This window comes from Leclercia sp. GLN_9, assembly GCF_043105735.1.
Taxonomy (GTDB): Bacteria; Pseudomonadota; Gammaproteobacteria; order Enterobacterales; family Enterobacteriaceae; genus Enterobacter; species Enterobacter adecarboxylatus.
Genome location: NZ_JBICLV010000038.1, coordinates 100,550 through 126,941 on the forward strand (window position 1 = coordinate 100,550; position 26,392 = coordinate 126,941).

Annotated in this window: 22 protein-coding genes; 14 read left to right on the forward strand and 8 right to left on the reverse strand. The window is 58.2% G+C overall.

Annotation, left to right across the window (positions count from 1 at the left end):
• Nucleotides 1-593: 593 nt before the first annotated feature.
• Complete coding sequence (gene fbp, locus ACF8PE_RS20910; protein WP_059308884.1) at nt 594-1,592, reverse strand: class 1 fructose-bisphosphatase; 999 nt, start codon at nt 1,590-1,592, stop codon at nt 594-596.
• 179 nt (nt 1,593-1,771) lie between these two features.
• On the opposite strand from fbp, the gene mpl reads away from it, so the two are divergent.
• Nucleotides 1,772-3,145 carry a UDP-N-acetylmuramate:L-alanyl-gamma-D-glutamyl-meso-diaminopimelate ligase gene (gene mpl, locus ACF8PE_RS20915; RefSeq protein ID WP_032616239.1) on the forward strand — a complete coding sequence of 458 codons (1,374 nt, stop codon included), beginning with the start codon at nt 1,772-1,774 and terminating at the stop codon, nt 3,143-3,145.
• Nucleotides 3,146-3,223: 78 nt separating this feature from the next.
• On the opposite strand, the gene yjgA is transcribed toward mpl, so the two are convergent.
• Nucleotides 3,224-3,775: a ribosome biogenesis factor YjgA gene (gene yjgA / locus ACF8PE_RS20920; protein WP_059308883.1), complete on the reverse strand. Its 552-nt coding sequence runs from the start codon at nt 3,773-3,775 to the stop codon at nt 3,224-3,226.
• Nucleotides 3,776-3,870: 95 nt separating this feature from the next.
• On the opposite strand from yjgA, the gene pmbA reads away from it, so the two are divergent.
• Together pmbA and cybC are read left to right on the forward strand one after the other, a co-directional pair.
• On the forward strand, nt 3,871-5,223 hold the full coding sequence (gene pmbA / locus ACF8PE_RS20925) for a metalloprotease PmbA (protein ID WP_130587939.1): 1,353 nt from the start codon (nt 3,871-3,873) through the stop codon (nt 5,221-5,223).
• A 211-nt stretch (nt 5,224-5,434) separates the two neighbouring features.
• Entirely contained in the window at nt 5,435-5,818 is a 384-nt protein-coding gene (gene cybC / locus ACF8PE_RS20930) for a cytochrome b562 (protein ID WP_032616242.1), read from the forward strand.
• A 73-nt stretch (nt 5,819-5,891) separates the two neighbouring features.
• On the opposite strand, the gene ACF8PE_RS20935 is transcribed toward cybC, so the two are convergent.
• On the reverse strand, nt 5,892-6,050 hold the full coding sequence (locus ACF8PE_RS20935; protein ID WP_059308881.1) for a Hok/Gef family protein: 159 nt from the start codon (nt 6,048-6,050) through the stop codon (nt 5,892-5,894).
• Nucleotides 6,051-6,469: 419 nt separating this feature from the next.
• Between ACF8PE_RS20935 and ACF8PE_RS20940 the strand changes: the two genes are divergently transcribed.
• The 10 genes from ACF8PE_RS20940 to ACF8PE_RS20985 all read left to right on the forward strand — a co-directional run bounded on the left by ACF8PE_RS20940 (nt 6,470) and on the right by ACF8PE_RS20985 (nt 15,242).
• Nucleotides 6,470-6,808 carry a glycine dehydrogenase gene (locus ACF8PE_RS20940; protein WP_098946216.1) on the forward strand — a complete coding sequence of 113 codons (339 nt, stop codon included), beginning with the start codon at nt 6,470-6,472 and terminating at the stop codon, nt 6,806-6,808.
• Between the two features lie 10 nt (nt 6,809-6,818).
• Nucleotides 6,819-7,181 carry an SFCGS family glycine-rich protein gene (locus ACF8PE_RS20945; protein ID WP_032616243.1) on the forward strand — a complete coding sequence of 121 codons (363 nt, stop codon included), beginning with the start codon at nt 6,819-6,821 and terminating at the stop codon, nt 7,179-7,181.
• 2 nt (nt 7,182-7,183) lie between these two features.
• On the forward strand, nt 7,184-7,483 hold the full coding sequence (locus ACF8PE_RS20950; protein WP_006810338.1) for a DUF4312 family protein: 300 nt from the start codon (nt 7,184-7,186) through the stop codon (nt 7,481-7,483).
• 22 nt (nt 7,484-7,505) lie between these two features.
• Nucleotides 7,506-8,282 carry a DUF4311 domain-containing protein gene (locus ACF8PE_RS20955; RefSeq protein WP_032616244.1) on the forward strand — a complete coding sequence of 259 codons (777 nt, stop codon included), beginning with the start codon at nt 7,506-7,508 and terminating at the stop codon, nt 8,280-8,282.
• Between the two features lie 13 nt (nt 8,283-8,295).
• Nucleotides 8,296-8,937, forward strand: a complete 642-nt coding sequence (locus tag ACF8PE_RS20960; protein WP_032616245.1) for a DUF4310 family protein — start codon at nt 8,296-8,298, stop codon at nt 8,935-8,937.
• 42 nt (nt 8,938-8,979) lie between these two features.
• Nucleotides 8,980-10,113, forward strand: coding sequence for an amidohydrolase/deacetylase family metallohydrolase (locus tag ACF8PE_RS20965; RefSeq protein WP_059308880.1), 1,134 nt, complete (start codon nt 8,980-8,982; stop codon nt 10,111-10,113).
• A complete protein-coding gene (locus ACF8PE_RS20970) occupies nt 10,097-11,215 on the forward strand; it encodes a DgaE family pyridoxal phosphate-dependent ammonia lyase (RefSeq protein ID WP_032616247.1) in 1,119 nt (372 codons plus the stop codon). Before ACF8PE_RS20965 ends, ACF8PE_RS20970 begins: the two co-directional genes overlap by 17 nt.
• Nucleotides 11,212-11,952 (forward strand): KDGP aldolase family protein, encoded by a 741-nt coding sequence (locus ACF8PE_RS20975; protein ID WP_032616248.1) that lies wholly within the window; start codon nt 11,212-11,214, stop codon nt 11,950-11,952. Before ACF8PE_RS20970 ends, ACF8PE_RS20975 begins: the two co-directional genes overlap by 4 nt.
• Before the next feature lie 223 nt (nt 11,953-12,175).
• The gene (locus ACF8PE_RS20980) at nt 12,176-13,312 is read left to right on the forward strand and encodes a lactonase family protein (RefSeq protein WP_392495227.1); all 1,137 of its coding nucleotides are present in this window, start codon (nt 12,176-12,178) and stop codon (nt 13,310-13,312) included.
• 19 nt (nt 13,313-13,331) lie between these two features.
• Nucleotides 13,332-15,242 carry a BglG family transcription antiterminator gene (locus tag ACF8PE_RS20985; RefSeq protein WP_392495228.1) on the forward strand — a complete coding sequence of 637 codons (1,911 nt, stop codon included), beginning with the start codon at nt 13,332-13,334 and terminating at the stop codon, nt 15,240-15,242.
• Nucleotide 15,243: 1 nt separating this feature from the next.
• Here ACF8PE_RS20985 and nrdG read toward each other — a convergent pair whose 3' ends face one another.
• The 5 genes from nrdG to treR form a co-directional block, all read right to left on the reverse strand.
• Nucleotides 15,244-15,708, reverse strand: a complete 465-nt coding sequence (gene nrdG, locus ACF8PE_RS20990) for an anaerobic ribonucleoside-triphosphate reductase-activating protein (protein WP_392495229.1) — start codon at nt 15,706-15,708, stop codon at nt 15,244-15,246.
• 466 nt (nt 15,709-16,174) lie between these two features.
• Nucleotides 16,175-18,313, reverse strand: a complete 2,139-nt coding sequence (nrdD, locus tag ACF8PE_RS20995; protein ID WP_032616252.1) for an anaerobic ribonucleoside-triphosphate reductase — start codon at nt 18,311-18,313, stop codon at nt 16,175-16,177.
• Between the two features lie 381 nt (nt 18,314-18,694).
• Nucleotides 18,695-20,380: an alpha,alpha-phosphotrehalase gene (treC, locus tag ACF8PE_RS21000; protein ID WP_392495230.1), complete on the reverse strand. Its 1,686-nt coding sequence runs from the start codon at nt 20,378-20,380 to the stop codon at nt 18,695-18,697.
• 48 nt (nt 20,381-20,428) lie between these two features.
• Nucleotides 20,429-21,847, reverse strand: a complete 1,419-nt coding sequence (gene treB / locus ACF8PE_RS21005; RefSeq protein ID WP_032616258.1) for a PTS trehalose transporter subunit IIBC — start codon at nt 21,845-21,847, stop codon at nt 20,429-20,431.
• Between the two features lie 126 nt (nt 21,848-21,973).
• On the reverse strand, nt 21,974-22,921 hold the full coding sequence (gene treR / locus ACF8PE_RS21010) for a trehalose operon repressor TreR (RefSeq protein ID WP_032616254.1): 948 nt from the start codon (nt 22,919-22,921) through the stop codon (nt 21,974-21,976).
• Nucleotides 22,922-23,311: 390 nt separating this feature from the next.
• Between treR and mgtA the strand changes: the two genes are divergently transcribed.
• Nucleotides 23,312-26,014: a magnesium-translocating P-type ATPase gene (mgtA, locus tag ACF8PE_RS21015; RefSeq protein WP_392495231.1), complete on the forward strand. Its 2,703-nt coding sequence runs from the start codon at nt 23,312-23,314 to the stop codon at nt 26,012-26,014.
• Nucleotides 26,015-26,392: the final 378 nt, after the last annotated feature.

Consider the following 26,392-nt stretch of genomic DNA (forward strand, 5'->3'; position numbering starts at 1 on the left):
TTCTGCGAATTTCCGTTGAACACACTTTGAACGCCATAATGATGACGGATTGATTCAGCGGGTTACAGCAGCATTTTTATATAGTTTTATAGCGAAAAAGGTATAAATCACGGGGAAAGTAACGGGCCGGATGGTGGGAGGAGTCCCTGGTAAGTGTCTTGTTCTTAAAGCAATAAAATAGTACCGATTTAATAAATGACTTACAGCGACTCCCTGGTCCGGCTGAAAATCGCCGAAGCGTTTCCGAAAGGCCGGGGCGAGGCGCAGGGACGCGCCGAGAGGGCATAGCCTGCAGGGATGCAGGCTGGTGCCCGACCCGAAAGCCTGGAGGAATAAGCTGAGGGTACCGCGAAGCGGCGATTTTCTTTGCCGGGAGCCGGGATTGTGAAGGGGGCGGCGGCGAGCCCCCTTCACACGTTCACGGGTGACGCGACTGACAGAGAAGTGCAGAACGTAAAGTGAACGGAACCGCCACCACAGTCGCATGTTCCCCTCACCCCAACCCTCTCCCCAAAGGGGAGAGGGGGCCGACCGTGCCAATCTTTGGTGGGGATTCTTCAGGCCAGTTGGCCCCTCTTACTCAAACTAACACATCAGGCATCCGGGTATTCCCGGATTAAGCGCTCGACGTCTTCCACCATATGATCGTTGCCGACGAAGAACGAACGGCGCTGGTGCAGGCTTTCAGGGATGATATCCATGATCCGCTCTTTACCGTCGCTGGCTTTACCGCCCGCCTGTTCAGCGAGGAAGGCCATCGGGTTGCACTCGTACAGCAGACGCAGTTTACCTTCCGGGTGGCTGGCGGTGCTTGGGTAGAGATAGATGCCGCCTTTCAGCAGGTTGCGGTGGAAATCCGCTACCAGGGAGCCGATATAACGGGAGGTATAAGGACGCTGGGTGTCTTTATCCTCTTCCTGGCAGAATTTGATGTATTTCTTCACGCCCGCCGGGAATTTGATGTAGTTCCCTTCGTTGATGGAGTAAGTGCTGCCTTTCTGCGGGTAGCGCATGCGCTCCTGGCAGAGACAGAACACGCCCAACGACGGATCGTACGTAAAGGCATGCACCCCGCAGCCGGTGGTGTAAACCAGCATGGTGGAGGAGCCGTAAACCACATAGCCCGCGGCAACCTGCTTGTTGCCCGGCTGCAGGAAGTCTTCTTCGGTAACCGGCGTGCCGACAGGGGTAACGCGGCGGTAAATGGAGAAGATCGTGCCGACAGAGACGTTAACGTCGATGTTGGAGGAGCCATCCAGCGGATCCATCAGAACGACATATTTTGCGTGTTCACACCCTTCAAAGACCACGATTTCGTCTTCTTCTTCAGAGGCGATCCCCGCAACGATGTCGCGTGCGCGCAGTGCAGCTTTGAGTTTTTCATTCGCGAACAGATCGAGTTTTTGTTGAACTTCGCCCTGCACGTTTTCAGCACCGCTGGCACCCAGGATATCGACCAGACCGGCCTTATTGATATCGCGATGGATGATCTTGGCGCCCAGCTTTATTGCCGACAACAAAGCAGTGAGTTCACCGGTAGCATGCGAGAACTCGTGCTGCTTTTCGACAATAAATTCACCTAACGTTTTCATAACACCTTCCCTGCATTGGATGTTGAGTAAAGTTGTTGATGCCCAACAATCTTAACAAACTTTCAAATCTTCGCGCAGAGGTGAATCGCGCCAGCAACATACAGATTTCGCTGAAATGCGTTTCTCTGCCGCAGACATATGCGTAAAATGTGCGCCACATTGAAGAAGGATAGTGACGTATGCGCATTCATATATTGGGGATTTGTGGCACTTTCATGGGCGGCCTGGCTATGCTGGCGCGCTCTTTGGGCCATGAAGTGACAGGTTCGGACGCCAATGTGTATCCGCCTATGAGCACGCTGCTGGAAAACCAGGGCATTGATCTTATTCAGGGTTACGATGCCAGCCAGCTGGATCCGCAGCCGGATCTGGTGATCATCGGCAACGCCATGACCCGTGGAAATCCATGCGTGGAAGCCGTGCTGGAAAGGAATATTCCCTACATGTCAGGCCCGCAGTGGCTGCATGACTTTGTGCTGCGCGATCGCTGGGTTGTTGCTGTTGCGGGCACGCACGGCAAAACCACCACCGCCGGAATGGCGACCTGGATCCTGGAAGCCTGCGGCTATAAGCCAGGCTTTGTGATCGGTGGCGTACCGGGGAATTTCGAGGTTTCTGCCCGCCTGGGCGACAGCCCGTTTTTTGTCATCGAAGCAGACGAATACGACTGCGCCTTCTTTGATAAGCGCTCTAAATTTGTTCACTACTGCCCGCGCACGCTGATCCTCAACAACCTTGAGTTCGATCACGCGGACATCTTCGATGACCTGAAAGCGATTCAGAAGCAGTTCCACCACCTGGTGCGTATCGTGCCGGGCCAGGGGCGCATCATCCTTCCGGAAAACGACGTCAACCTGAAGCAGACTATGGCGATGGGGTGCTGGAGTGAGCAGGAGCTGGTAGGCGAGCAGGGCCACTGGCAGGCGAAAAAGCTCACCAACGACGCCTCCCAGTGGGAAGTGCTGCTGGAGGGTGAAAAAGTCGGGGAAGTCCACTGGGGGCTGGTGGGCGAACACAACATGCATAACGGCCTGATGGCGATTGCCGCAGCCCGTCATGTGGGCGTACTGCCTGCCGATGCGGCGAATGCGCTGGGATCGTTTATCAACGCCCGCCGCCGTCTTGAACTGCGCGGCGAAGCCCATGGCGTGACGGTGTATGACGATTTTGCCCATCACCCGACGGCGATCCTCGCAACACTGGCTGCCCTGCGCGGCAAAGTGGGCGGCACGGCACGCATTCTGGCCGTACTGGAACCCCGCTCCAACACCATGAAAATGGGCGTTTGCAAAGACGATCTCGCGCCGTCGTTAGGCCGTGCGGATGAAGTCTTCTTGCTGCAGCCGCAGCATATTCCGTGGCAGGTCGCAGAAGTGGCCGAAGCCTGCGTCCAGCCTGCGCACTGGAGTGCCGATGTGGATACGTTAGCGGAGATGGTGGTGAAAACCGCGCAGCCTGGCGATCACATTCTGGTGATGAGCAACGGCGGGTTTGGTGGGATCCATCAGAAGCTGCTGGATGGGCTGGCAAAGAAAGCAGAAGCGGCAGTGTAATCTTTTCCCTCTCCCTGAATGAGAGAGGGAACATTCACCCCCTCGGCCCGTAGGAAAGAGGGGGAAAATAACGCGGTTTTAACCTTCGGCTTCCGCCAGCTCGCGCAGATACTGGAAGATCAGACGCGCAGACTTCGGCGGCTTATTCCCTTCTTTCTCTTTCCTGGCATTACGGATCAGCGTACGCAACTGCTGGCGGTCGGCGTCCGGCCACAGGTTCAGTACCTCTGCGATGGCGTCATCGCCATTATCAATCAGACGATCGCGGATCTGTTCCAGCTTGTGGAACAGGGCAACCTGCTGGTTGTGGCGGTTTTTCAGCTTATCGAGCGCCTGGCGAATAGGCTCTACGTCGCGCTGGCGCAACATTTTACCAATCAACTGAAGCTGGCGGCGACGGCCCTCTTTCTTGATACGCTGTGCCAGTTCGATGGCGGCACGCAGATCGGGATCCAGCGGGATTTTATCCAGCGCGTTCTTACCCAATTCTACCATTTCCGCACCAAGCTGTTTTAACTCTTCGGCGTCGCGTTTAATTTCACTTTTACTGACCCAGATGATCTCATCATCTTCGTCTTCGATGTCATCACCGGGAACGTCGTCGAGCCAGTCTTCGGGCTGCTTAGTCATGTCAGGCTCCTTAAAAAAAGAGGCTAATCTTACCAGTTTAGGCGCGTACTGAGAAACGGTTCTCTGTTAGACTTCAGCTAACTACACCTTACATTATGGCATTTACGATGAAAGTGATCTCACAAGTTGCAGCGCAGCGTAAAGCACTGGAAGAAGCTGTCTCCATGGCTCTGGAGCTGGCGTCAGCGAAATCCGACGGGGCAGAAGTCGCCGTCAGCAAAACCACCGGTCTGAGTGTCAGCACCCGCTATGGCGAGGTGGAAACCGTTGAATTTAATAGCGATGGCGCGTTAGGGATTACTGTTTATCACCAGAACCGTAAAGGCAGCGCCTCCTCCACCGACCTCAGCCCGGATGCCATTGCGCGCACCGTGCAGGCGGCGCTGGATATCGCCAGCTACACCTCCCCGGACCCTTATGCAGGCGTCGCCGACAGAGAATTACTGGCCTTTGAGGCCCCGGATCTGGATCTGTTCCACCCGGCAGAAGTGACCCCTGACGAAGCCATTGATTTCGCGGCGCGCGCTGAACAGGCCTCCCTTAATGCCGATAAGCGCATCACCAACACCGAAGGCGGCAGCTTTAACAGCCACTACGGCATTAAAGTTTTTGGCAACAGCCACGGCATGTTGCAGGGCTATAGCTCTACCCGTCACTCGCTTTCCAGCTGCGTGATTGCGGAGGAGAACGGCGATATGGAGCGTGATTACGCCTATACCATTGGCCGTGCGATGGGCGATCTGGCGTCGCCAGAGTGGGTGGGGATGGAGTGCGCAAAACGCACATTGTCCCGGTTGGCTCCACGAAAATTGTCTACCATGAAAGCACCGGTTATTTTTGCCAATGAAGTGGCGACCGGGTTGTTCGGGCATCTGGTCGGGGCAATCGCAGGGGGCGCGGTATACCGTAAATCGACCTTCCTGCTCGACGCGCTGGGCACGCAGATCCTGCCGGAATGGCTGACTATTGAAGAACATCCGCACCTGCTGAAAGGGCTGGCCTCCACGCCGTTCGACAGCGAAGGCGTGCGCACGGAGCGTCGCGATATCATTAAAGACGGCATCCTGACCCAGTGGCTGCTGACCAGCTATTCCGCGCGCAAACTGGGGCTGCAAAGCACCGGCCATGCGGGCGGCATCCACAACTGGCGTATCCCTGGCCGCGGCCTGAGCTTTGAGCAGATGCTGAAAGAGATGGGCACCGGGCTGGTGGTAACAGAGTTGATGGGCCAGGGCGTTAGCGGCGTAACCGGTGACTACTCCCGCGGGGCGTCTGGCTTCTGGGTCGAAAATGGTGAAATTCAGTACCCGGTGAGCGAAATTACTATCGCCGGCAACTTAAAAGATATGTGGCGCAATATCGTGACGGTAGGCAACGATATCGAAACGCGCAGTAATATCCAGTGCGGATCGGTGCTGTTACCGGAGATGAAGATCGCCGGCCAGTAATACCCGCCAGACTTCACGCTGCAGATGCGTTGGCAGCGCGCGTTCATCCCGGCACTTACTCTGTAAGCTCCCGGGCGTTCACGCGCTTGCCGCGTTACTCGGCCCTTTGGGGCCAGCGCGCGCGCTGTTCAGGGCACAAGTGCCTTGTCCTGCAACGCGAATTATTCAGGGTATTCGTCGGTTTTTTTAATAATAAAAAAGGAAGTGAGCAATGCGTAAAAATCTGTTAGCTATCCTCGCAGCCTCAACGCTGGTATTGAGTTCGTCGGTCTTTGCCGACCTGGAAGACAATATGGACACCCTCAGCGAAAACCTGAAGGTGGTGCAGAAAACGGACAATGCGGCGGAAATGAAAGGCGCACTGACCAAAATGCGTGCCGCCGCGGTGGACGCGCAAAAAGAGACGCCGCCGAAGCTGGAAGGTAAAGCGGAGAACAGCGCGGAGATGAAAGATTACCGTCACGGGCTGGAGACGCTGGTCGGGCAGATTGATGGCGCGCTGAAGCTGGCCAATGAAGGCAAAGTAAAAGAGGCGCAGGCGGCGGCCGATGGATTTGTGACCACACGTAATACCTATCACAAAAAATATCGTTAATGGGTGCCTGAGCTGTACGTCCTTGATACACTCACAAAATGCAGGGGGATTGCTCTCCCCCTGCATAATAGCTCTACTCCTTGCCAGAGCTGCAATCCAGTCGGGCAGTCACTTCCAGTGAACCGTTGCGATAGTGAATTTCGCAAAGGGTTCGACGGGTTATCAGCGTCAGCAAAATTGCTGTTATTGCGGCAATCGTGGCGACTCTGATAATAAGTTGTGTGCGTTTCATGGATGCCTCCTTGCTTCTTAAGCGGGTAAGGCAGCGAACTTCACGTGTTCGGACGTGTTGTTTCGGGCCCCATCCCTGATTTTTATTCAGGTGGGGCTTTCCACTTCCCGTCCCATGCATGAGACGGTCAGTCTCAAGCACCCGCAGCCACTCTACCCAATCCCCATAAGAAAACCTTATTCAGCTCACATTTCTACGAGTCTGCTCGTAAACTTTTTCACTTCCACCACGCCGCTTTTCCCGTTCAGGAGCGTGATATTCATCACGTAAAACCAGCGGAAAATCATCATTCAGCGTAATTATGTGGCACAGATCACTGGCGCCGCTCTCCTTTCCACTTCGAAGTGGAAAACAACTCGCTACAAACCAGCAACAGCCAGCGTTAGTTTTATCCCAGAGCCAATAACGGGGTAATACGAGTGATTAACGGAACGGTAATAAACGACACTGGAGACCAGGCGGCGCAAACTGAACAGCTGGCCGACACCATGCTCAAGCAGACGTTCACGCTGCTTAGTCATCACCACATTATCCCCAATGCCGTTCAGGAGCAGATGCTGACCTCCCACGTTCGCGCCATGGCGCACCGGTCAGTGACCGGCGAGCCGCTGCCGGAGGTTGAGGCTGACCTGTTCGACGAAATTTCACCTGAATCAATGCAGCTTGCCCGGGACGTTGTGGCGCAGTTTGGCAACCTTCCTGATGAAGAAGCCTGGCTGCTCTCCGTTCACTTTGAAGTCGCAAAAGACAACCTTTAAGGAGTACATCATGGAACAAATTACAGTCGTTATCGGCGATCGCCTGGGTAAAGGTCAGAAGGTTGCAGCAGGCGTTGAAAAAGCAGGCGGACGCGCAGTGGTGGTGCCAGGCATGGCGGCAGACATGAAGCTGGGCGATGTGATGAAGGCGGAAAACGCGACCTTCGGTATCTCTTTCTGCGGCAGCGGTGGCGCAGGTGCTATCACCGCGCAGACCAAATATGGCTACAAAGCGAAGTACGGCATGCGTTCTGTGGAAGAGGGCGTGACCGCCATCAATGAAGGCTGCAACGTGCTCGGTTTTGGCTTTATGGATAAAGAAGAGCTGGGTGAGCGTCTGGTCCAGGCGTGGCAGAAGAAGCACGGCGCATAAGCATGAAAGAACAGTTCACCACCACGGTGAGAGTAAAAGGCAAGGGTGACGCCAAAGCGCGCGCCTTTGCCGACGCGCTGAACCATGTTCAGGCCGCGGTGATGAAAGCATCACCGCATATCTTACTGCGTATTGAGCCACAGGATGTGCAGGTTGTTCAGGCGCAAGAAGCGGTGCGTAAAGAGGCGTTTCTGTTCTTCTTTTTGCGCCGGGAAAGACGCACCTACAGCGTGGAGCTGGACGTGACCGTCAACGTGACTGCCATCAATCTGGACCAGGTGGACTTTGTCACGCAACGCTGATTCTTACTAATAGGGCAGACTAATGTTCCTGATAATTTTAATAAAATCGCTCATCATCGGCGGCCTGGTTGGCGTCGGCGTTGGTGCCGGGGCTGCACGCATGTTTCATGCGCCTACCACACAGGGTATGGGCGCGTTTCGTACGTTGGGGGAGCTGAACTCCTGTGAAGGGGATCCGGCGTCTCACTTCTCCTTTGGGTTAGGCTTCTTCTTCAACGCCTGGGCCTCGTCGGTTGCGGCGGGTTCCTTCACCCAGGACGTTGACCACCGCATCATCCCGAACTGGGGTGCCGCGGCGCTGATGATTAAAAACCGCAACGTCGGCGAGACGCTGCACGATCCACGCAAAATGGCGATTGCCTGCGGCGTGATCGGCATGCTGGTCGTCACCTTCCTGAACCTTACCGCCTCTTCCGTACCGGCAGCCCTTCAGGTTACCGCCGTGAAGGTGCTGGTTCCGGCGGCGAACCTGTTGGTGAACACCGTGATGCCGGTGATCTTCTGGCTGGCAGCCATCGACGCGGGCAAAAAATCCGGCTTCTGGGCCACCGTCTTTGGCGGCGCGGCGCAGCTGATCATGGGTAACGCCGTACCGGGTCTGGTGCTGGGGATCCTGATCGGCAAAGGCGTGGAAGAGAGCGGCTGGAACCATGTCACCAAAGTGATGATGGTCGCGATCGTGGCGCTGTTTGTGCTGAGCGGCTTCTTCCGCGGCTTCGACATGAAGATGATTGAATCCTTCCATCTGACCGTGCCGAACTGGCTCGACATGATCCACAACTCGCTCAGCGGCAAGTAACAGGAGCCTCTAAATGGAACAGAATAAAGGTTTTTGGTATGCCGACTGGTCGTTCCCGATCTTCGTTGGCCTGCTCTCCTCCGGCGTCTTCGCCGGGACACACATGTACTACCTCTACGGCATTGGCGCGTTTAACGAAGTGGCCTTTGTGGCGATGCTGAAAGCGGGCATCGATACCGGTGCCTACGGCGCAGTGGCGGCGTTCGGTGCCAGCTTTCTGTTCGCCCGTATTATCGAAGGCTCCCTGGTAGGGATCCTCGATATCGGCGGGGCGATCCAGACCGGCGTAGGCCTCGGTGTGCCGGCGCTGCTGCTGGGGGCGGGCATCATGTTCCCGGTGACCAACTTTGTCGCCTCGCTGGCGACCGGCCTGGTCATTGGCCTGGCGATTGGTTACGTCATCATCCTGGCGCGTAAGTTCACCATCAATCAGAGCAACTCCACCTACGGAGCTGACGTGATGATGGGGGCAGGTAACGCCTCCGGCCGTTTCCTCGGGCCATTGATTATCCTCAGCGCGATGACCGCGTCGATCCCCATCGGCATCGGTTCACTGTTGGGCGCTCTGCTGTTCTATATCTGGCAGAAGCCGATTACCGGTGGCGCCATCCTCGGTGCAATGCTTTTAGGCTGGCTGTTCCCGGTCGCCCTTTAATACCCGCGGGCGCTCAGGCGCCCGCCTTATCAGGAGAACCCCATGTTTGATTTACTCCTGCGCCGTGCGCGCCTCACCGACGATACCCTGATCGATATCGCCATTCAGGACGGGAAGATCGCGGCGGTTGGCGACATCACCGATCCCGCACACCGTACCGTTGAACTGAACGGTGACACTTACGTCAGCGCGGGCTGGATTGACTCCCACGTCCACTGCTACCCGAACTCCCCGATTTACCATGACGAGCCGGACAGCGTAGGCATTGCCACCGGCGTCACCTCTGTAGTGGACGCGGGCAGCACCGGGGCAGATGACGTGGACGACTTTTACAACATTACCCGCAAAGCCTCCACCGAGGTGTTTGCCCTGCTGAACATCTCCCGCGTCGGGCTGATTGCCCAGAACGAACTGGCCAATATGGCCAACATCGACGCCGATGCGGTGAAACAGGCGGTACAACGCCATCCGAATTTTATCGTCGGCCTGAAAGCACGCATGAGCAGCAGCGTGGTGGGGGAAAACGGCATTACCCCGCTGGAACGCGCCAAAACCATTCAGAAAGAGAACGGCGATCTGCCGCTGATGGTGCACATTGGCAACAACCCGCCAAACCTCGACGAAATCGCAGAGCTGCTGAGTTCCGGCGACATCATTACCCACTGCTACAACGGCAAACCGAACCGCATTCTGACCCCGTCCGGCGAGCTGCGCGCCTCCATCACGTCTGCCCTGAAGCGCGGCGTGCGGCTGGACGTCGGCCACGGCACGGCGAGTTTCAGCTTTGAGGTGGCGAAGCGCGCCATCGCGATGGGCATTTTGCCGCACACCATCAGCTCGGATATCTACTGTCGCAACCGCCTCAACGGCCCGGTTGGCTCGCTGGCGAGCGTGATGTCGAAATTCCTCGCCATCGGCATGTCGCTGCCGCAGGTGATTGAGTGTGTCACCGCCAACGCCGCCGACGGCCTGCGCCTGGCCCATAAAGGCCGCATTCAGCCTGGCCTCGACGCCGACCTGACGCTGTTCACCCTGAAACGCCAGCCCACGCTGCTGGTGGATGCTGAAAACGACAGCCTGCAGGCCGAACACATTCTGGTGCCGCTTGCCGCGATCCGCGCGGGCAAGGGCTACATGACCGAACAAGGGAGCACGGAACATGCCTTCAATTTTTGAGAAGTACAATTTAAAACAGGTGATTAACACCTCCGGGCGTATGACTGCGCTCGGCGTCTCCACCCCGCGCCCGGAAGTGGTGCAGGCGGCCATGGACGGTATGAACCAGTACTTCGAGATGAAAGATCTGGTCAACAAAACCGGGGAGTACATCGCGAAGCTGCTGGACGTGGAAGGCGCGACCGTCGTCTCCTGCGCCTCGGCGGGCATCGCCCAGTCGGTGGCGGCGGTGCTGGTCAAAGACAGTGACTGGCTGCTGGAAAACCTGCACGTGACCCCGATTGAAAACAACGAGATCGTCCTGCCGAAAGGCCATAACGTCAACTTTGGCGCGCCGGTCGGTACCATGGTGGCGCTGGGTGGCGGCAAGCTGGTGGAAGCCGGTTACGCCAACGAATGCTCCGCCGATCAGCTGGCGGCGGCGATCACCCCGCGCACCGCGGCGATCCTTTACATCAAATCCCACCACTGCGTGCAGAAAAGCATGCTCAGCGTCGAGCAGGCGGCGGTTGTGGCGCGTAAGCACGAGCTGCCGCTGATCGTCGATGCGGCGGCAGAAGAAGATCTCCAGACTTACTACCGTTCCGGTGCAGATCTGGTGATCTACAGCGGCGCGAAGGCGATCGAAGGGCCAACCAGCGGCCTGGTGATCGGCAAAACCCAGTACGTGGAGTGGGTGAAACGCCAGACGGCGGGTATTGGCCGCGCCATGAAGGTGGGCAAAGAGGGCATTCTCGGCCTGACCTGCGCCATCGAACACTACCTGACGGCGACCAAAGAGAGCGGCGACGAGATGGTGGCGAAGATGACGCCATTTATCGATGCCCTGAATACTCTGAACGGCGTCACGGCTCGCGTGGTCTGGGACAGCGCCGGTCGCGACATCGCCCGCACCGAGATTAAGTTCGACGAAGCGACTACCGGGGTCGGCACTGGCGACCTGGTAAGCGCCCTGAAGCAGGGCGAGTACGCGATTTACTTCCGCGGCTACAAGGCCAACGAAGGGATCATCGAAGCCGACGTGCGTAGCGTCAGCGCAGACCAACTGAATATCGTCTATCGCCGCATCAGCGAAGTATTAGGCCAGGAGAAGAAGGCATGAAACTAACCCCCAATTTTTACCGCGACCGCGTTTGCCTGAACGTGCTGGCCGGATCCAAAGCCAATGCCAGCGCTATCTATGAAGCGGCAGAAGGTCATGTGCTGGTGGGTGTGCTCTCTAAAAATTACCCGGATGTGGACAGCGCCGTAGCGGATATGCGCGAATACGCGGCACTGATTGATAATGCGCTCTCCGTGGGCCTCGGCGCAGGGGATCCGAACCAGTCGGCGATGGTGAGCGAAATCTCCCGCCAGGTGCAGCCGCAGCACGTCAACCAGGTCTTCACCGGTGTCGCCACCAGCCGTGCGCTGCTGGGGCAAAGCGAGTCCGTGGTTAACGGCCTGGTCTCCCCGACCGGCACCGTCGGCATGGTCAAGATCTCCACCGGCCCGCTGAGCAGCAAGGCGCCGGACGGCATCGTCCCGGTGGAAACCGCCATTGCCCTGCTGAAGGATTTCGGCGGCAGCTCGATCAAATATTTCCCGATGGGTGGCCTGAAGTGCCGTGACGAATACAAAGCCGTGGCGGAAGCCTGCGCCCGTCACGACTTCTGGCTGGAGCCGACCGGCGGTATTGATCTGGAAAACTACGAGGAGATCCTGCAGATCGCCCTGGACGCAGGTGTCAGCAAGATCATCCCGCATATCTATAGCTCGATTATCGACAAAGCCAGCGGCGATACGCGCCCGGAAGATGTGCGCACGTTGCTGGAGATGACGAAGAAGCTGGTGAAGTAATAAAAACCTTACCCCTCACCCTGACCCTCTCCCCTTTGAGGAGAGGGAACGATTACTCCCTCGCCTCAAAGGGGAGAGGGCACGATTAATCCGTCGCCCCAAAGGGCAGAGGGCACGATTAATCCGTCGCCCCAAAGGGCAGAGGGCACGATTACCCCCTCGCCCCTATGGGGAGAGGGCTGGGGTGAGGGGAAACAAACCGCACACACCTAAAGGAGCCACCATGCATACCCGTAACCTGCTTGTCGCTTCACTCTCTTTACTTGCCACCGCCGCCGTTGCCCAGACGCAGTACGCCTGGGTAGGCACCTACAACCCCAACGGCGAAGGGCTGTACCGCTTTACCGTCGATCCGCAATCCGGCGCGCTCGCCAACAAAACCCTGGTGAGCAAACTGCCGAACGCCGCGCAGTTGACCACCTCAAAGGATGGCAAAACGCTCTATCTGGCAAGCGAAGTTGAGCAGGGCGTGGTGCAGGCGCTGCGCGTGGGCGATAACGGCGAGGTGAGTGAGCTTAATCAGGTGGCTTCCGGTGGTGCAGGGCCGGTCTATCTCTCGCTGACGCCGAACGGCAAACATCTGCTGGTGGCGAACTACGTCAGCGGTTCGATTGCGGTTCTGCCGATCAACGCTGACGGCAGCCTGGGAGACGCCACGGACAAACATCAGGATCAGGGTGATCCGGGTGCAGCAAAACCCGAGGCGGCCGCTGAAGGAAGTTTTGCCATCAGCGATCATAATGGTCCTCATACGCACATGGTCGCCGCCGATCCGAGCGGGAAATACGTATTTTCCACCGATCTGGGCCTGGATCGTATTTATCAGTACCGTTTTGACGATCAAGCCGGGAAGCTGATCCCGAACGATCCGCCGTTTATTAGCGCCTCCTCGAAAGGGGACGGGCCGCGCCATTTCGTCTTTACGCCCAAAGGCGATGCCCTGTGGCTGATTAACGAAGAGGCTTCTACGCTGACCCATTACGTACTGGATAACAATGGCAGGCTGAAAGAAGGCAAAACGATATCTTCCCTGCCAGCAGGTTATAAAGGCACCAGTTTTGCCGCCGGGCTGGCATTAAGTGCCGATGGTAAACAGCTGTATGTGGCTAACCGTTTGCATAACAGCATCGGGCACTTTACCGTAACAGCGGAGGGCACGCTGACGCATCAGGACGATGTCTGGACGCGTGGCGATTACCCGCGCACCCTGACGCTGGATAAACAGGGGCGCTGGCTGTACGTCATGAACCAGCGCAGCGACAACATTACCCGTTTCCGCGTGGCGCAGGACGGCAAGCTGAACGCCGAGCCAGACTATACGCCGGTCGGCAGCCCATCCCAGATGGTCATTTCACCTTAAGCTGTAAGAGGACAACCCCGTGCGATTTCCCAACCAACGTTTAGCGCAACTTTTCGACCTGTTGCAAAACGAAACGCTGCCTCAGGACGAACTGGCGCAACGGTTGTCGGTATCCACGCGTACCGTCCGGGCTGACATTACCGCACTCAATGCGCTGCTGGCAGGAAACGGGGCGCAATTTATTCTCAGCCGCGGGAACGGCTATCAGCTGAAAATCGACGATCCGGCCCGCTATCAGCAGCTACAGGACTCCCACCCGCGGATGCTGCGTATTCCGCGTACCGGCCCGGAGCGGGTGCACTACCTGGTGGTGCGCTTTCTGACCTCCGCTTTCTCTCTCAAGCTGGAAGATCTGGCCGATGAGTGGTTTGTCAGCCGCGCCACGCTGCAAAGCGATATGGCGGAGGTGCGCGAGTGGTTTCATCGTTATCGCCTGACGCTGGAGACCCGCCCGCGCCACGGCATGAAGCTGTTTGGCAGTGAGATGGCGATCCGCGCCTGCCTGACCGACCTGCTGTGGCAGCTGGCGCAGCAGGACAGCCTTAATCCGCTGGTGACGGAAGTGGCGCTCAACGCCGGCGTGCCGGAACAGCTCGCCGCCATCCTGCATGAGACCTTTACCCGATACCATATTCGCCTCACCGATGAAGGTGAGCTGTTTTTACGCCTCTACGGCGCGGTGACGGTGCGGCGTATCAGCGAAGGTTATCCGTTGCCAGAATTTAACGCCGAAGAGGTGGCGGAAAACGTGCGCGATGCCGCCCGGGATATCGCCAGCGCCATTGCCCGGCTGGCCGATAAGACGCTTTCGCCTGCGGAAGAGACCTGGCTGGGGGTACATATCGCCGCGCGCCAGGTGCAGGAGATCTCCCCAAGCGCCATCAACGCTGATGATGAAGAGGCGCTGGTGAACTACATCCTGCGCTACATCAACACCCACTTTAACTACAACCTGCTCGATGACAGCCAGCTACACGCGGATCTGCTGACCCACATAAAAACCATGATCACCCGCGTGCGCTACCAGATCATGATCCCCAATCCGCTGCTGGATAACATCAAGCAGCACTACCCGATGGCGTGGGATATGACCCTCGCCGCGGTCTCCAGCTGGGGGAAATACACCCCCTATGTGATCAGCGAAAACGAGATCGGTTTTCTGGTGCTGCACATCGGCGTGGGACTGGAGCGGCACTACAACATTGGCTATCAGCGCCAGCCGCGGGTGATGCTGGTCTGCGACGCAGGCAACGCGATGGTACGGATGATCGAGGCGGTGTTGCAGCGTAAGTACCCGCAAATCGAGGTGACGCGCACCCTGACGCTGCGGGAGTACGAGCAGTGCGAGAACATCAGCGAAGATTTTGTCATTTCCACCGCGCGGATCGCGGAGAAAGCCAAGCCGGTGGTGTTGATCGCCCCGTTCCCGACCGATTACCAGCTCGAGCAGATCGGAAAGCTGGTGCTGGTGGACCGAACGCGTCCGTGGATGCTGGAGAAGTTCTTCGACGCCAGCCATTTCCGCGTCATCGATCGCCCCATCGACCAGCAAACGCTGTTCCGGGAGCTGTGCGGCCAGCTGCAGGAGGAGGGGTTTGTTGACGCGGAGTTTCTCGACTCGGTGGTGGAACGTGAAGCCATCGTCAGCACCCTGCTCGGCGACGGCATCGCGCTGCCGCACTCCCTCGGGTTGCTGGCGCAAAAAACCGTGGTCTACACCGTGCTCGCCCCGCACGGCATTCAGTGGGGCGACGACACCGCGCACGTGATCTTCCTGCTCGCCATCAGCAAAAGCGAGTATGAAGAGGCGATGGCCATCTACGATATTTTCGTCACCTTCCTGCGGGAGCGGGCGATGACCCGGCTGTGCGGTTGCAGCGACTTTGCCGGGTTTAAAACCGTGGCGATGGAGTGTTTGAGCCGATTTTAAATTAACGTAACTGATGCACCACCTGATTACTGCTGCCGCGCCAGATAAGCATCGGATCTTTCAGATCCTGCACAAATTTGCCGTCGATCAGCACGTTGATCAGGTCCACCACCTGCATCTGAGCGTCGTTTAATTCATCCAGTTTGTAGCCGGTCCACACCCAGATATCTTTTCCCACACACTCGGCGCGAATGCGCTGCACCAGCTTCAGAATATCCGGGACGTTTTGCGGATGCAGGGGATCGCCGCCGGAGAGGGAGATCCCCTGGCGATTAATGCGTGTGTCGTTGAGATCGTCGATGATCCGCTGCTCCATCTCTGCGGTAAACGGCATCCCGGAGTTCAGCCGCCAGGTGCTCTTGTTGTAGCAGCCGGGGCATTCGTGAATGCAGCCGGAGACAAACAGAGTGCAACGGGTGCCAGGGCCGTTGACGATGTCGACGGGGTAGTACTGATGATAATTCATTTTCGCTTCTCAATTGGCGCCATGACTACGTTGGCTGCCCTCGTTCACCCGGGTCACTTACTGATGTAAGCTCCCCGGGATTCGCTCGCTTGCCGTCTTGTCCTGACGTCAATTGCTTTGCGAAAAGCATCGCTTCTCAATTGACGCCATGACGGCGTTGGCTGCCCTCGTTCACCCGGGTCACTGATTAATGTAAGCTCCCGGGATTCGCTCACTTGCCGCCTTGTCCTGATGCCAGGTGCTGTGCGAAAAGCATTGCTTCTCAATTGACGCCATAAGTACGTTGGCTGCCCTCGCTCACACGGGTCACTGATTAATGTAAGCTCCAGGGGATGACTCATTTGCCGCCTTGTCCGGGCGTCAGGTGCTTTGCGAAAACCAGGTCCAGGCTTAACAATGTGCTTGATCGATCCCCTCTCCCCTGTGGGGAGAGGGTTAGGGTGAGGGGAAAAACCCTGCGCAGAACTTACCCGATCTGCCCATTCCCCAGATGCTTCACGCGGCGCTTCACCTCTTCCTGCTTACCGGCGTTGAACGGGCGCGCGTCCGGGCTGCCGAGATAACCGCACACGCGGCGGGTCACGGAGACGCGGGCGGCGTCGTGGTTACCGCATTTCGGGCAGGTGAAGCCTTTGCTGGTGCATTCGAACTCGCCGGTAAAGCCGCACTCGTAGCACTCGTCGATTGGTGTGTTAGTCCCGTAATAGGGCACGTGCTGATAGCTATAATCCCACACGTCTTCCAGCGCCTTCAGGTTGTGCTGAATGTTCGGGTATTCGCCGTAACAGATAAAGCCGCCGCTCGCGACCGGTGGGTAGGCCGCTTCAAAATCGATCTTATCGTATGGGTTCACCTTCTTCTCCACGTCGAGGTGGAAGCTGTTGGTGTAGTAACCCTTATCGGTGACACCCTCTACCACGCCAAACTCGGCGGTATCCAGACGGCAGAAGCGATCGCACAGGTTTTCGCTCGGAGTGCTGTAGAGGCTGAACCCGTAGCCGGTTTCATCTTTCCAGCGATCCACCGCGTCGCGCAGACGCTGGACGATAGCGATGCCTTTCGCACGCAGGGCCTCGCTGTCGTAGACATGCTGGTCGCCAAACAGGGCGTTAATGGTTTCGTGGATGCCGATATAGCCCAGCGAGATAGAAGCGCGGCCGTTTTTGAAGATCTCCGACACATCGTCATCAGCTTTCAGACGCACGCCGCAGGCCCCTTCCATATATAAAATCGGGGCGACACGGGCTTTGACCCCTTCCAGACGGGCGATACGGGTCATCAGCGCCTTACGCGCCAGCAGCAGGCGCTCGTCCAGCAACGTCCAGAAGGCGGCCTCGTCGCCTTTGGCTTCCAGCGCGATGCGCGGCAGATTCAGGCTGATCACGCCCAGGTTGTTACGCCCGTCGTGGATCTGCTCGCCGTTTTCATCTTCGTACACGCCAAGGAAGCTGCGGCAGCCCATCGGGGTTTTGAACGAACCGGTGACTTTCACCACCTGGTCATAGTTCAGAATGTCCGGGTACATGCGCTTGCTCGCGCACTCTAATGCCAGCTGTTTGATGTCGTAGTTGGCATCGCCGGGCTTATGATTCAGGCCGTCGCGGATGGCGAACACCAGTTTCGGGAACACCGCGGTTTTGCGATTTTTACCGAGACCCGAGATGCGGTTACGCAGAATGGACTGCTGGATCAGACGTGATTCCCAGCTGGTGCCCAGACCGAAGCCAAAGGTGACAAACGGCGTCTGGCCGTTGGCGGTGTGCAGGGTGTTCACCTCATACTCCAGTGACTGGAAAGCGTCGTAACACTCTTTCTCGGTGCGGGTGCGGGCATAGCCGTCTGCATCCGGGATCTGCCACTCTTCCGCCACCTGGCGATGCTTGGCAAAGCTGGCGGCAACAAACGGAGCCAGCACTTCGTCGATACGGTTGATGGTGGTGCCGCCGTAGATATGGCTGGCGACCTGGGCAATGATCTGCGCCGTGACCGCGGTGGCAGTAGAAATGGATTTTGGCGGCTCAATCTCGGCGTTGCCCATCTTGAAGCCGTGGGTCAGCATGCCTTTCAGGTCGATCAGCATACAGTTGAACATCGGGAAGAACGGTGAATAGTCGAGATCGTGATAGTGAATATCCCCGCGCTCGTGCGCCTGCACCACGTCACGCGGCAGCAGGTGCTGACGGGCATAGTGCTTGGCGACGATACCGGCCAGCAGATCGCGCTGGGTGGGGATCACTTTGCTGTCTTTATTGGCGTTTTCGTTGAGCAGCGCAGAGTTGGTCTGTTCGACCAGGCCGCGGATCTCCTGGTTCAGGCGACCGCGTTTTTCACGCTCGATATCCCGGTCGTGACGGTATTCAATGTAGGCGCGAGCCAGTTGTTTATACGGACCCGACATCAGCTGGTTTTCCACCGCGGTCTGGATCTCGTTGATATCCACCTTGCTGCGGTTTTTCATCTGATTACTGACGACGTCTGCGACGGTGGCGCAGTAATCTGCGTCATCGACTCCCGCTGCTTTAGCTGCACGCAGAATCGCTTCCTGAATGCGCTCTGATTTGAAAGGCACGTTACAGCCATCTCGTTTCATCACATGCGGTGTCATGATCACTCCATTCATCTATTTATAACTACAGGTTATCCACAGAGTCAGGGAAAAGGGTCGGGGCCGTAACTGCCGACACGCGCGCGATTTCTCCTGATATCGACCCTTTTTATCCACAATTTTAAGCAGCGTGGTTTGCATCGTCTTGTGGCAATAATAGACGATGAATACAACATCTTGGGTCGGCGAGCATTCTAAGTTCTATATATAGTGATTTGCATCAAACAAGTTTGCGATTTATTTGATTCAGGACAAGGTAAAAAACAGAGTGTACAGATGACGGGCGATCCGGGGTTTGTAAATTATTCAAGCGCTAATCTGGTTGATTTTGCATCAAAAAAAGCGTGCGCCGGGCAACCGTGCGGTGCCCGGCGTATAACGTCAGGCCTGTAGCCACCATACCGCTTCAAACGGCCTCAGGGTCATGGCACTGGGCTGCGGCGAGACTTCGCTGTAGTTGCTCATTACCACCGCCCAGTCGCCTTCCACCGCCTGCGGATGCCACGGCTGGCACTCGCGGCTCAGGCTGGCGACCACCATCAGCGTCTGGCCCTGCCACTGTCGGCGATAGCACCACAGCGACGGGTGATCCGGGAGCAGATCCTGATAATCCCCCCAGGTCAGTACCGGCAGGGTTTTACGCAGTTGGATCAACGCCTGGTAGGCGTAAAACACCGAGTCGGGATCGGCCAGCGCCGCCTCGACGTTGATTGCTTCCGCGTTATTCCCCAGGGCGATCCACGGCTCGCCGGTGGTGAACCCGGCATGGGCCGAGGCATCCCACTGCATTGGCGTGCGGCTGTTGTCGCGGGACTTACTTGCAAGGATCGCCAGCAGCTCGTCGGCATCCCGCCCCTGCGTGCGCAGCTCGTCGGCATCCCGCCCCTGCGTGCGCAGCTCGGCGAACATGTTGTGGCTCTCCACGTCGCGGTAGTCGGTGATGCGGCTAAAGTGTGGGTTGGTCATGCCAATCTCTTCACCCTGGTAGACGTAAGGCGTGCCCTGCATACCGTGCAGCACCATCGCCAGCATCTTCGCCGCCGGAACGCGGTATTCCCCCTCGTCGCCAAAACGCGAGACGATGCGCGGCTGGTCGTGGTTACACCAGAACAGCGCATTCCAGGCTTTATTGTGCATACCCTGCTGCCAGTGGCTGAAGAGGGCCTTCAGCGCCACAAAATCCGGTTTGGCCAGCGTCCACTTTTCGCCGTTGGGGTAATCCACCTTCAGATGGTGGAAGTTAAAGGTCATCGACAGCTCACGCCCGTCGAGCGCCGCGTACTGCTGACAGTGCGCCAGATGAGTAGAGGACATCTCGCCCACCGTCATCAGGTTGCGCGGGGTAAAGACGTCGCGGCTCATCTCCTGCAGATAGTCGTGAATGCGCGGCCCGTCGGTGTAGAAGCGGCGGCCATCGCCGATCTCATCGTCGGGGAAATCCTGGTCTTTCGACACCAGGTTAATCACGTCGAGACGCAGGCCGTCCACGCCGCGATCGGCCCAGAATTCGCACACCTTTTTCAGCTCGGCGCGCACCTGCGGGTTTTCCCAGTTCAGGTCTGCCTGCTCCGGGGCAAACAGGTGCAGATAGTACTGCTCGCTTTCGGCATGCCAGCGCCAGGCGTTACCGCCAAACTTGGAGCGCCAGTTGTTCGGCAGCTGCTCCGGGGTACCGTCGCGCCAGATATAGAACTCGCGGTACGGACTCTCTTTATTAAGCGACTCACGGAACCACGCATGCTGGGTGGAGGTATGGTTAAACACCATATCCAGCACGATGCGGATCCCGCGTTTATGGGCCTCGGCCACCAGCTCGTCAAAATCATCCAGCGTGCCGTAGGCCGGATCGATGCTGATGTAGTTCGCCACATCGTAGCCGTTATCCACCTGCGGGGAGATATAGAACGGCGTCAGCCAGATGGCGTCGATGCCGAGGGTGCTGAGGTAGTCGAGACGCGAGGTCACGCCGCGTAAATCGCCGGTGCCACGCCCTGTGGTGTCCTGGAAACTCTTCGGGTAGATCTGATAGATGACGCCGTTTTGCCACCAATGAGGAAGGGTATTCATCTTGCGTTCCTGCAAATGCGAAGGGGCGCAACGGCGCCCCGAAAAAAATTAAACAATCTGTAACGCGCCCTGACGGAATTTGCGCTGGTAGATCACGGTGGTCAGTGCCATCGGTACGATAATCGCAATGGCCATCGCCAGGGAGAACACCTGCCAGTAGCCCGGCTGGATGGAGAGGATACCCGGCAGGCCGCCGACACCAATGCCGTTAGCCATCACGCTGTTCAGGCCGCACAGCAGGCCCGCCAGCCCGGAGCCGATCATGGCGCACAGCATCGGGAAGCGGTATTTCAGGTTGATGCCGTACATCGCCGGTTCGGTGACACCGAGGTAGGCGGAGATCGCCGCCGGAACCGAGATTTCACGTTCGTTATGCTTCCGGCTGACGATGATGATGCCGGTAACCGCCGAGGCCTGGGCAATGTTCGACAGGGCGATGAGCGGCCATACCGGGGTGCCGCCGAGGCTCTGGATCATCTGCATATCAATCGCCAGGGTCGTCTGATGCACGCCGGTGATCACCAGCGGGGCATACAGGAAGCCAAACAGCGCGGCGCCAATTGGGGCGAAGCTGCCGGTCATCAGGTGGCGTACCGCATAGGCCACGCCGTCACCGATCATGCGGCCAAACGGACCGATAAAGGCGTGGGCGAGGAACACCGCGAGGATCAGGGAGCACACCGGCACCACCACCAGATAGAGGTAATCCGGCACCATGCGCTTCAGGCGGGTCTCAATCATCCCCAGCGCCAGACCGGCCAGCAGGGCCGGGATCACCTGGGCCTGATAGCCGACTTTGGCGATAGTGAACAGGCCGAAGTTCCACACCTCAGGTACCTGCTGCCCGAGTAAGTAAGCGTTCATTAACTGCGGAGAGACCAGCGTTACGCCCAGTACGATACCCAGAATCGGCGTACCGCCCATTTTGCGCACCGCCGACCAGCAGATCCCCACCGGCAGATAGAAGAAGATCGCCTCGCCAATCAGCCACAGGAAGTCATAGATGCTTTGCAGGGCCGGATACATCTGGGCCAGGGTTTTGCCGCCGCTCATCGGCACATCGCCAATCACGTTACGGAAGCCGAGGATTAAGCCCCCGCTGATCAGCGCAGGCAGAAGCGGGAAGAAGATCTCCGCGAAATGTGAAATGAGCTGTTCATGCCACTTCATGTTCTGGCGCGCAGCTTTTTTGGCCTGCTCTTTATCCGCCGACGAGTGGCCGGTGGTGGCCAGCAGCGCCTTATAGTAATCACCCACGTCGGTGCCGATCACTACCTGGAACTGGCCCGCATTGGTAAAGCAGCCTTTCACCATCGACAGCTCCTCGATGGCTTTGGGATTCGCTTTGGCCGGGTCGTTTAACACAAAGCGCAGGCGGGTGATGCAGTGGCTAACCGTGGCGATGTTGTCACGTCCGCCAACCAGCACGATTAACTGGTCGATATCCGTTTGTTTTACTTTGCTCATCATGAAACCTCATGACAGATGGTAGGGGGTTATGGACTGGTGGCAAGCCTACTCTGAACCGGTAATAACGAAAATGGGAACGTTCCCGAAATCGGGCGAGGATCACAATAAAGCGTCTTTTGACGCTCAGGAGAGGGTGGCGGGAATGACGATCTGGCGAGGTTCGCTGCGGCCGTTGATCTGCTCAATCAACTGCATAGCGGTCTGGCGGCCGGATTCGGCGTAGCCAGGATCGACGGTGATGATCTCCGGGTGAAGAAACTTCATCAGCGGTGTGTTACCCACGCTCGCCAGCTGCAGGCTGTCGAGGCGCTGTTCTTGTAAGTACTTACTTGCGCCAAGAGCCAGCGTATCCGTGGCACAGACCAGGGCAGTCGTCTGTGGGGTCAGCACGTCAGCCACCTTTTCATAGCCCTGTTTCATCCCAAGACCGGGTAACGCAGCCACGGCAGGCAACGCATACTTTTTGCAGAATTCCAGATAGGCATTGTGGCGGCGCTGGCCGGTGGTGACGTCGCTGTGCGGCACGCCGAGATAGCTGATATGGCGATGGCCGCTGTCATACAGACGCTGCATCAGAATGCGGATCGCCCCTTCATCGTCGTAGCATACGGAGGCAAAACCGCGGGCATCGCGCGCCAGCAACACCAGCGACGACTGCCACGGCGTGAGCATCTGCTCGTTAAGGCCGGTGAAGCCAAACAGCACCACACCGTCGATGTTGCGGCGTTTCAGCATCCCGAGATGCTCTTCCACCATCTGCGGCGAGAACTTGCTCTCCATCATGATCGGATCGTAACCCTGTTCGTAGAAGACGGGCAGCATGGTCTGCACGGCAAGGTTTTCCGAGAGCGAATCCAGACGGGTGACCATGATCGCCACCACTTTGTCGCTCTGCCCCCGCATGGCGCGCGCCGAGCGCGACGGGGAGAAGCCGTGCTGATTCATTACCGCCTCGACGCGTTCGCGGGTGCGTTCGCTGACACCACTTTCGTTGTTCAGCACCCGTGAGACGGTGGATTTACCCACGCCGCTCAGACGCGCGATGTCTTTAATGGTGAGGCGGTTCTGCATGCTTTCATTCCTGTAACGCATTGATGAAATAATCAATAAGCCTAAATCGGGGGTCCGGTTCCGCAATGAGCAAAGTCTGGTTTACGTTTGGTTTAATGCCTGGGCGCTATCATACCGCCCGAATAGTCACAAACGGTACGGCTAAAACACTATACTGCGCGCCGACTTACCTTTTTTTACTTACCGGAGGCGATATGGATCCCGATCCCACCCCTCTCCCGCGAGGGAGAACCCTTTCTTTCCGGTAAGCCTGTTCTCACTGTCTTACCGGATGCGTAAGGCAGTGACGTTATTCAACGTTCCTGCATAACTGATACCGCCGCTCAGGCGTGGCTTTGTCACGTCTGAAGGCAAGACTGCGCCCGTCTTCACGGGTGCGGGGGACGTGTTATGTTCAAAAATTTCACACAACAGCTGCTGGCCCGGCTGGGCCGCCACCTGCCGCGCCGTCTGGTGCAGCGCGACCCAATGGCAACGGGCAAAACCGATGCCGTCATTCCCGGCGCACTGGCCGCCCACTGTCTGCGAATCGCCGCGATGGAAGAGCCTGACCTGTGGCGGACGTTTGCCAGCCACCCGGAAGGGCTGACGGCTGCCGAGGTCGAAACCGCCCGCGCCACACATGGCGAAAATCAGATCCCGGCACAAAAACCGGCCCGCTGGTGGGTGCATCTGTGGGTTTGCTACCGCAACCCCTTTAACCTACTGCTGACGGTGCTGGGCGTTATCTCCTATGCCACCGAAGACCTGTTTGCCGCCGGGGTGATCGCCCTGATGGTGGGCATCTCCACACTGCTGAACTTTATCCAGGAGGCCCGCTCCACCCGGGCGGCAGATGCCCTGAAGGCGATGGTCAGCAACACCGCTACCGTCTTAAGGACGATCAACGATAAAGGCGAAAGCGTCTGGCAGGAGCTACCGATTGACCAGCTGGTGGTGGGCGATGTGGTTAAGCTGGCGGCCGGGGACATGATCCCGGCGGATTTACGCCTTCTCCAGGCGCGGGATCTGTTTGTGGCCCAGGCCTCGCTGACCGGGGAATCCCTGCCGGTGGAAAAGGTGGCCCACAGCCGCGATCCGCAGCAGAGCAACCCGCTGGAGTGCGACACCCTGTGCTTTATGGGCACCACGGTGGTAAGCGGCACGGCGCAGGCGATGGTGATCGCCACCGGGGGCAATACCTGGTTCGGGCAACTGGCCGGGCGCGTCAGCGAGCAGGAGAGCGAGCCGAACGCCTTCCAGCAGGGGATTGGCCGGATCAGCATGCTGCTGATCCGCTTCATGCTGGTGATGACGCCCATCGTGCTGCTGATTAACGGCTACACCAAAGGTGACTGGTGGGAAGCGGCGCTATTTGCGCTCTCGGTGGCGGTGGGGCTGACCCCGGAAATGCTGCCGATGATTGTTACCTCGACCCTGGCGCGTGGGGCAGTCAAACTCTCGAAGCAAAAGGTGATCGTCAAACACCTCGACGCCATTCAGAACTTTGGCGCCATGGACATCCTCTGCACCGACAAAACCGGCACCCTGACCCAGGACAAAATTGTGCTGGAGCACCATACCGACGTCTCGGGCAAGGAGTGCGAGCGGGTGCTGAACACCGCCTGGCTGAACAGCCATTACCAGACCGGGCTGAAGAACCTGCTCGACGTCGCGGTGCTGGAAGGGGTGAATGAAGCCGTCGCCCGCACGCTCTCGACCCGCTGGCAGAAAGTGGATGAGATCCCCTTTGATTTTGAGCGCCGCCGCATGTCGGTGGTGGTGAGTGAAGAGCAGGGCGTCCATCAGCTGATCTGTAAAGGGGCGCTGCAGGAGATCCTGAACGTGTCGACCCAGGTGTGGCATAACGGCGAGATTGTGCCGCTGGACGACAGCATGTTGCGGCGCATCCGGCGCGTCACCGACAACCTCAACCGCCAGGGGCTGCGGGTGGTGGCGGTCGCCAGCAAGCTTTTGCCGGCCCGCGAAGGGGATTACCAGCGTATTGACGAATCGGATCTGATCCTCGAAGGCTATATCGCCTTCCTCGATCCGCCGAAAGAGACCACCGCCCCGGCGCTTAAGGCGCTGAAAAACAGCGGCATCACGGTGAAAATCCTCACCGGCGACAGCGAGCTGGTGGCCGCAAAGGTGTGCCGCGAAGTCGGCCTGGATGCGGGCGAGGTGGTGACGGGCAGCGAGATCGAAACCCTTTCCGACGACGAGCTGGCAACCCTTGCGAAGCGCACCACGCTGTTTGCGCGCCTGACCCCGATGCACAAAGAGCGCATTGTCACCCTGCTGAAGCGCGAAGGGCACGTGGTGGGCTTTATGGGTGATGGTATTAACGATGCGCCCGCGCTGCGTGCCGCGGATATCGGGATTTCGGTGGATGGCGCGGTGGATATCGCCCGGGAGGCGGCGGATATCATTCTGCTGGAGAAGAGCCTGATGGTGCTGGAAGAGGGGGTGATCGAAGGCCGCCGCACTTTTGCCAACATGCTCAAGTACATCAAAATGACCGCCAGCTCTAACTTCGGTAACGTCTTCAGCGTGCTGGTGGCGAGCGCGTTTCTGCCCTTCCTGCCGATGCTGCCGCTGCACCTGCTGATCCAGAACCTGATGTACGACGTCTCGCAGGTGGCGATCCCGTTTGATAATGTCGATGATGAGCAGATCCAAAAGCCGCAGCGCTGGGAACCGGCAGAACTGGGCCGTTTCATGCTCTTTTTCGGCCCAATCAGCTCGATTTTTGACATTTTGACCTTCTGCCTGATGTGGTTTGTGTTCCATGCCACCACCCCGGAACAACAGACGCTGTTCCAGTCCGGCTGGTTTGTGGTCGGGCTGCTGTCGCAAACGCTGATTGTGCACATGATCCGCACGCGGCGGATCCCGTTCCTCCAGAGCCGCGCCGCCTGGCCGCTGATCCTGATGACGGGGCTGGTGATGGTGCTCGGCATCGCGCTGCCGTTCTCGCCGCTGGCAGGCTATCTGCAATTGCAGGCGCTACCGCTGAGCTACTTCCCGTGGCTGGTGGCGATCCTCGCGGGTTATATGGTGCTGACGCAGATGGTGAAAGGATTCTATAGCCGCCGGTATGGGTGGCAGTGACCTGTTTTTACTCACCTCACCTTCACCTTCACCCTCACCCTAACCCTCTCCCTAAAAGGGAGAGGGGACAGTCTGGTGCGGTCTTTTGCCTCTGGCTCCTGTAGGGAGAGGGTCGGGGTAACGGGACAGCCCGGTGCGGTTTTCCCCCCCGCCCCTTTGGGGAGAGGGTCGGGGAGAGGGGGGCTGCCCGGTACGGTCTTTTCCCCCTCGCCCCTGTGGGGAGAGAGCCGGGGTGAGGGGACAGCCCGGTGCGGTCTTTTCCCCCTCGCCCCTTTGGGGAGAGGGCCGGGGTGAGGTGACAGCCCGGTGCGGTCTTTCCTCCCTCGCCTTTGTGGGGAGAGGGCCGGGGTGAGGTGACAGCCCGGTGCGGTCTTTCCT

Coding starts and splice junctions, on each gene's coding strand:
- ACF8PE_RS20945 (WP_032616243.1), top strand. CDS start 6,819: ATGGAACAAATTACAGTCGTTATCGGCGATCGCCTGGGTAAAGGTCAG.
- ACF8PE_RS20965 (WP_059308880.1), top strand. CDS start 8,980: ATGTTTGATTTACTCCTGCGCCGTGCGCGCCTCACCGACGATACCCTG.
- fbp (WP_059308884.1), bottom strand. CDS start 1,592: ATGAAAACGTTAGGTGAATTTATTGTCGAAAAGCAGCACGAGTTCTCG.
- yjgA (WP_059308883.1), bottom strand. CDS start 3,775: ATGACTAAGCAGCCCGAAGACTGGCTCGACGACGTTCCCGGTGATGAC.
- ACF8PE_RS20950 (WP_006810338.1), top strand. CDS start 7,184: ATGAAAGAACAGTTCACCACCACGGTGAGAGTAAAAGGCAAGGGTGAC.
- mpl (WP_032616239.1), top strand. CDS start 1,772: ATGCGCATTCATATATTGGGGATTTGTGGCACTTTCATGGGCGGCCTG.
- treR (WP_032616254.1), bottom strand. CDS start 22,921: ATGCAGAACCGCCTCACCATTAAAGACATCGCGCGTCTGAGCGGCGTG.
- nrdG (WP_392495229.1), bottom strand. CDS start 15,708: ATGAATTATCATCAGTACTACCCCGTCGACATCGTCAACGGCCCTGGC.
- mgtA (WP_392495231.1), top strand. CDS start 23,312: ATGTTCAAAAATTTCACACAACAGCTGCTGGCCCGGCTGGGCCGCCAC.
- ACF8PE_RS20980 (WP_392495227.1), top strand. CDS start 12,176: ATGCATACCCGTAACCTGCTTGTCGCTTCACTCTCTTTACTTGCCACC.
- ACF8PE_RS20955 (WP_032616244.1), top strand. CDS start 7,506: ATGTTCCTGATAATTTTAATAAAATCGCTCATCATCGGCGGCCTGGTT.
- cybC (WP_032616242.1), top strand. CDS start 5,435: ATGCGTAAAAATCTGTTAGCTATCCTCGCAGCCTCAACGCTGGTATTG.
- nrdD (WP_032616252.1), bottom strand. CDS start 18,313: ATGACACCGCATGTGATGAAACGAGATGGCTGTAACGTGCCTTTCAAA.
- ACF8PE_RS20935 (WP_059308881.1), bottom strand. CDS start 6,050: ATGAAACGCACACAACTTATTATCAGAGTCGCCACGATTGCCGCAATA.
- pmbA (WP_130587939.1), top strand. CDS start 3,871: ATGGCATTTACGATGAAAGTGATCTCACAAGTTGCAGCGCAGCGTAAA.
- ACF8PE_RS20970 (WP_032616247.1), top strand. CDS start 10,097: ATGCCTTCAATTTTTGAGAAGTACAATTTAAAACAGGTGATTAACACC.
- treC (WP_392495230.1), bottom strand. CDS start 20,380: ATGAATACCCTTCCTCATTGGTGGCAAAACGGCGTCATCTATCAGATC.
- ACF8PE_RS20975 (WP_032616248.1), top strand. CDS start 11,212: ATGAAACTAACCCCCAATTTTTACCGCGACCGCGTTTGCCTGAACGTG.
- treB (WP_032616258.1), bottom strand. CDS start 21,847: ATGAGCAAAGTAAAACAAACGGATATCGACCAGTTAATCGTGCTGGTT.
- ACF8PE_RS20960 (WP_032616245.1), top strand. CDS start 8,296: ATGGAACAGAATAAAGGTTTTTGGTATGCCGACTGGTCGTTCCCGATC.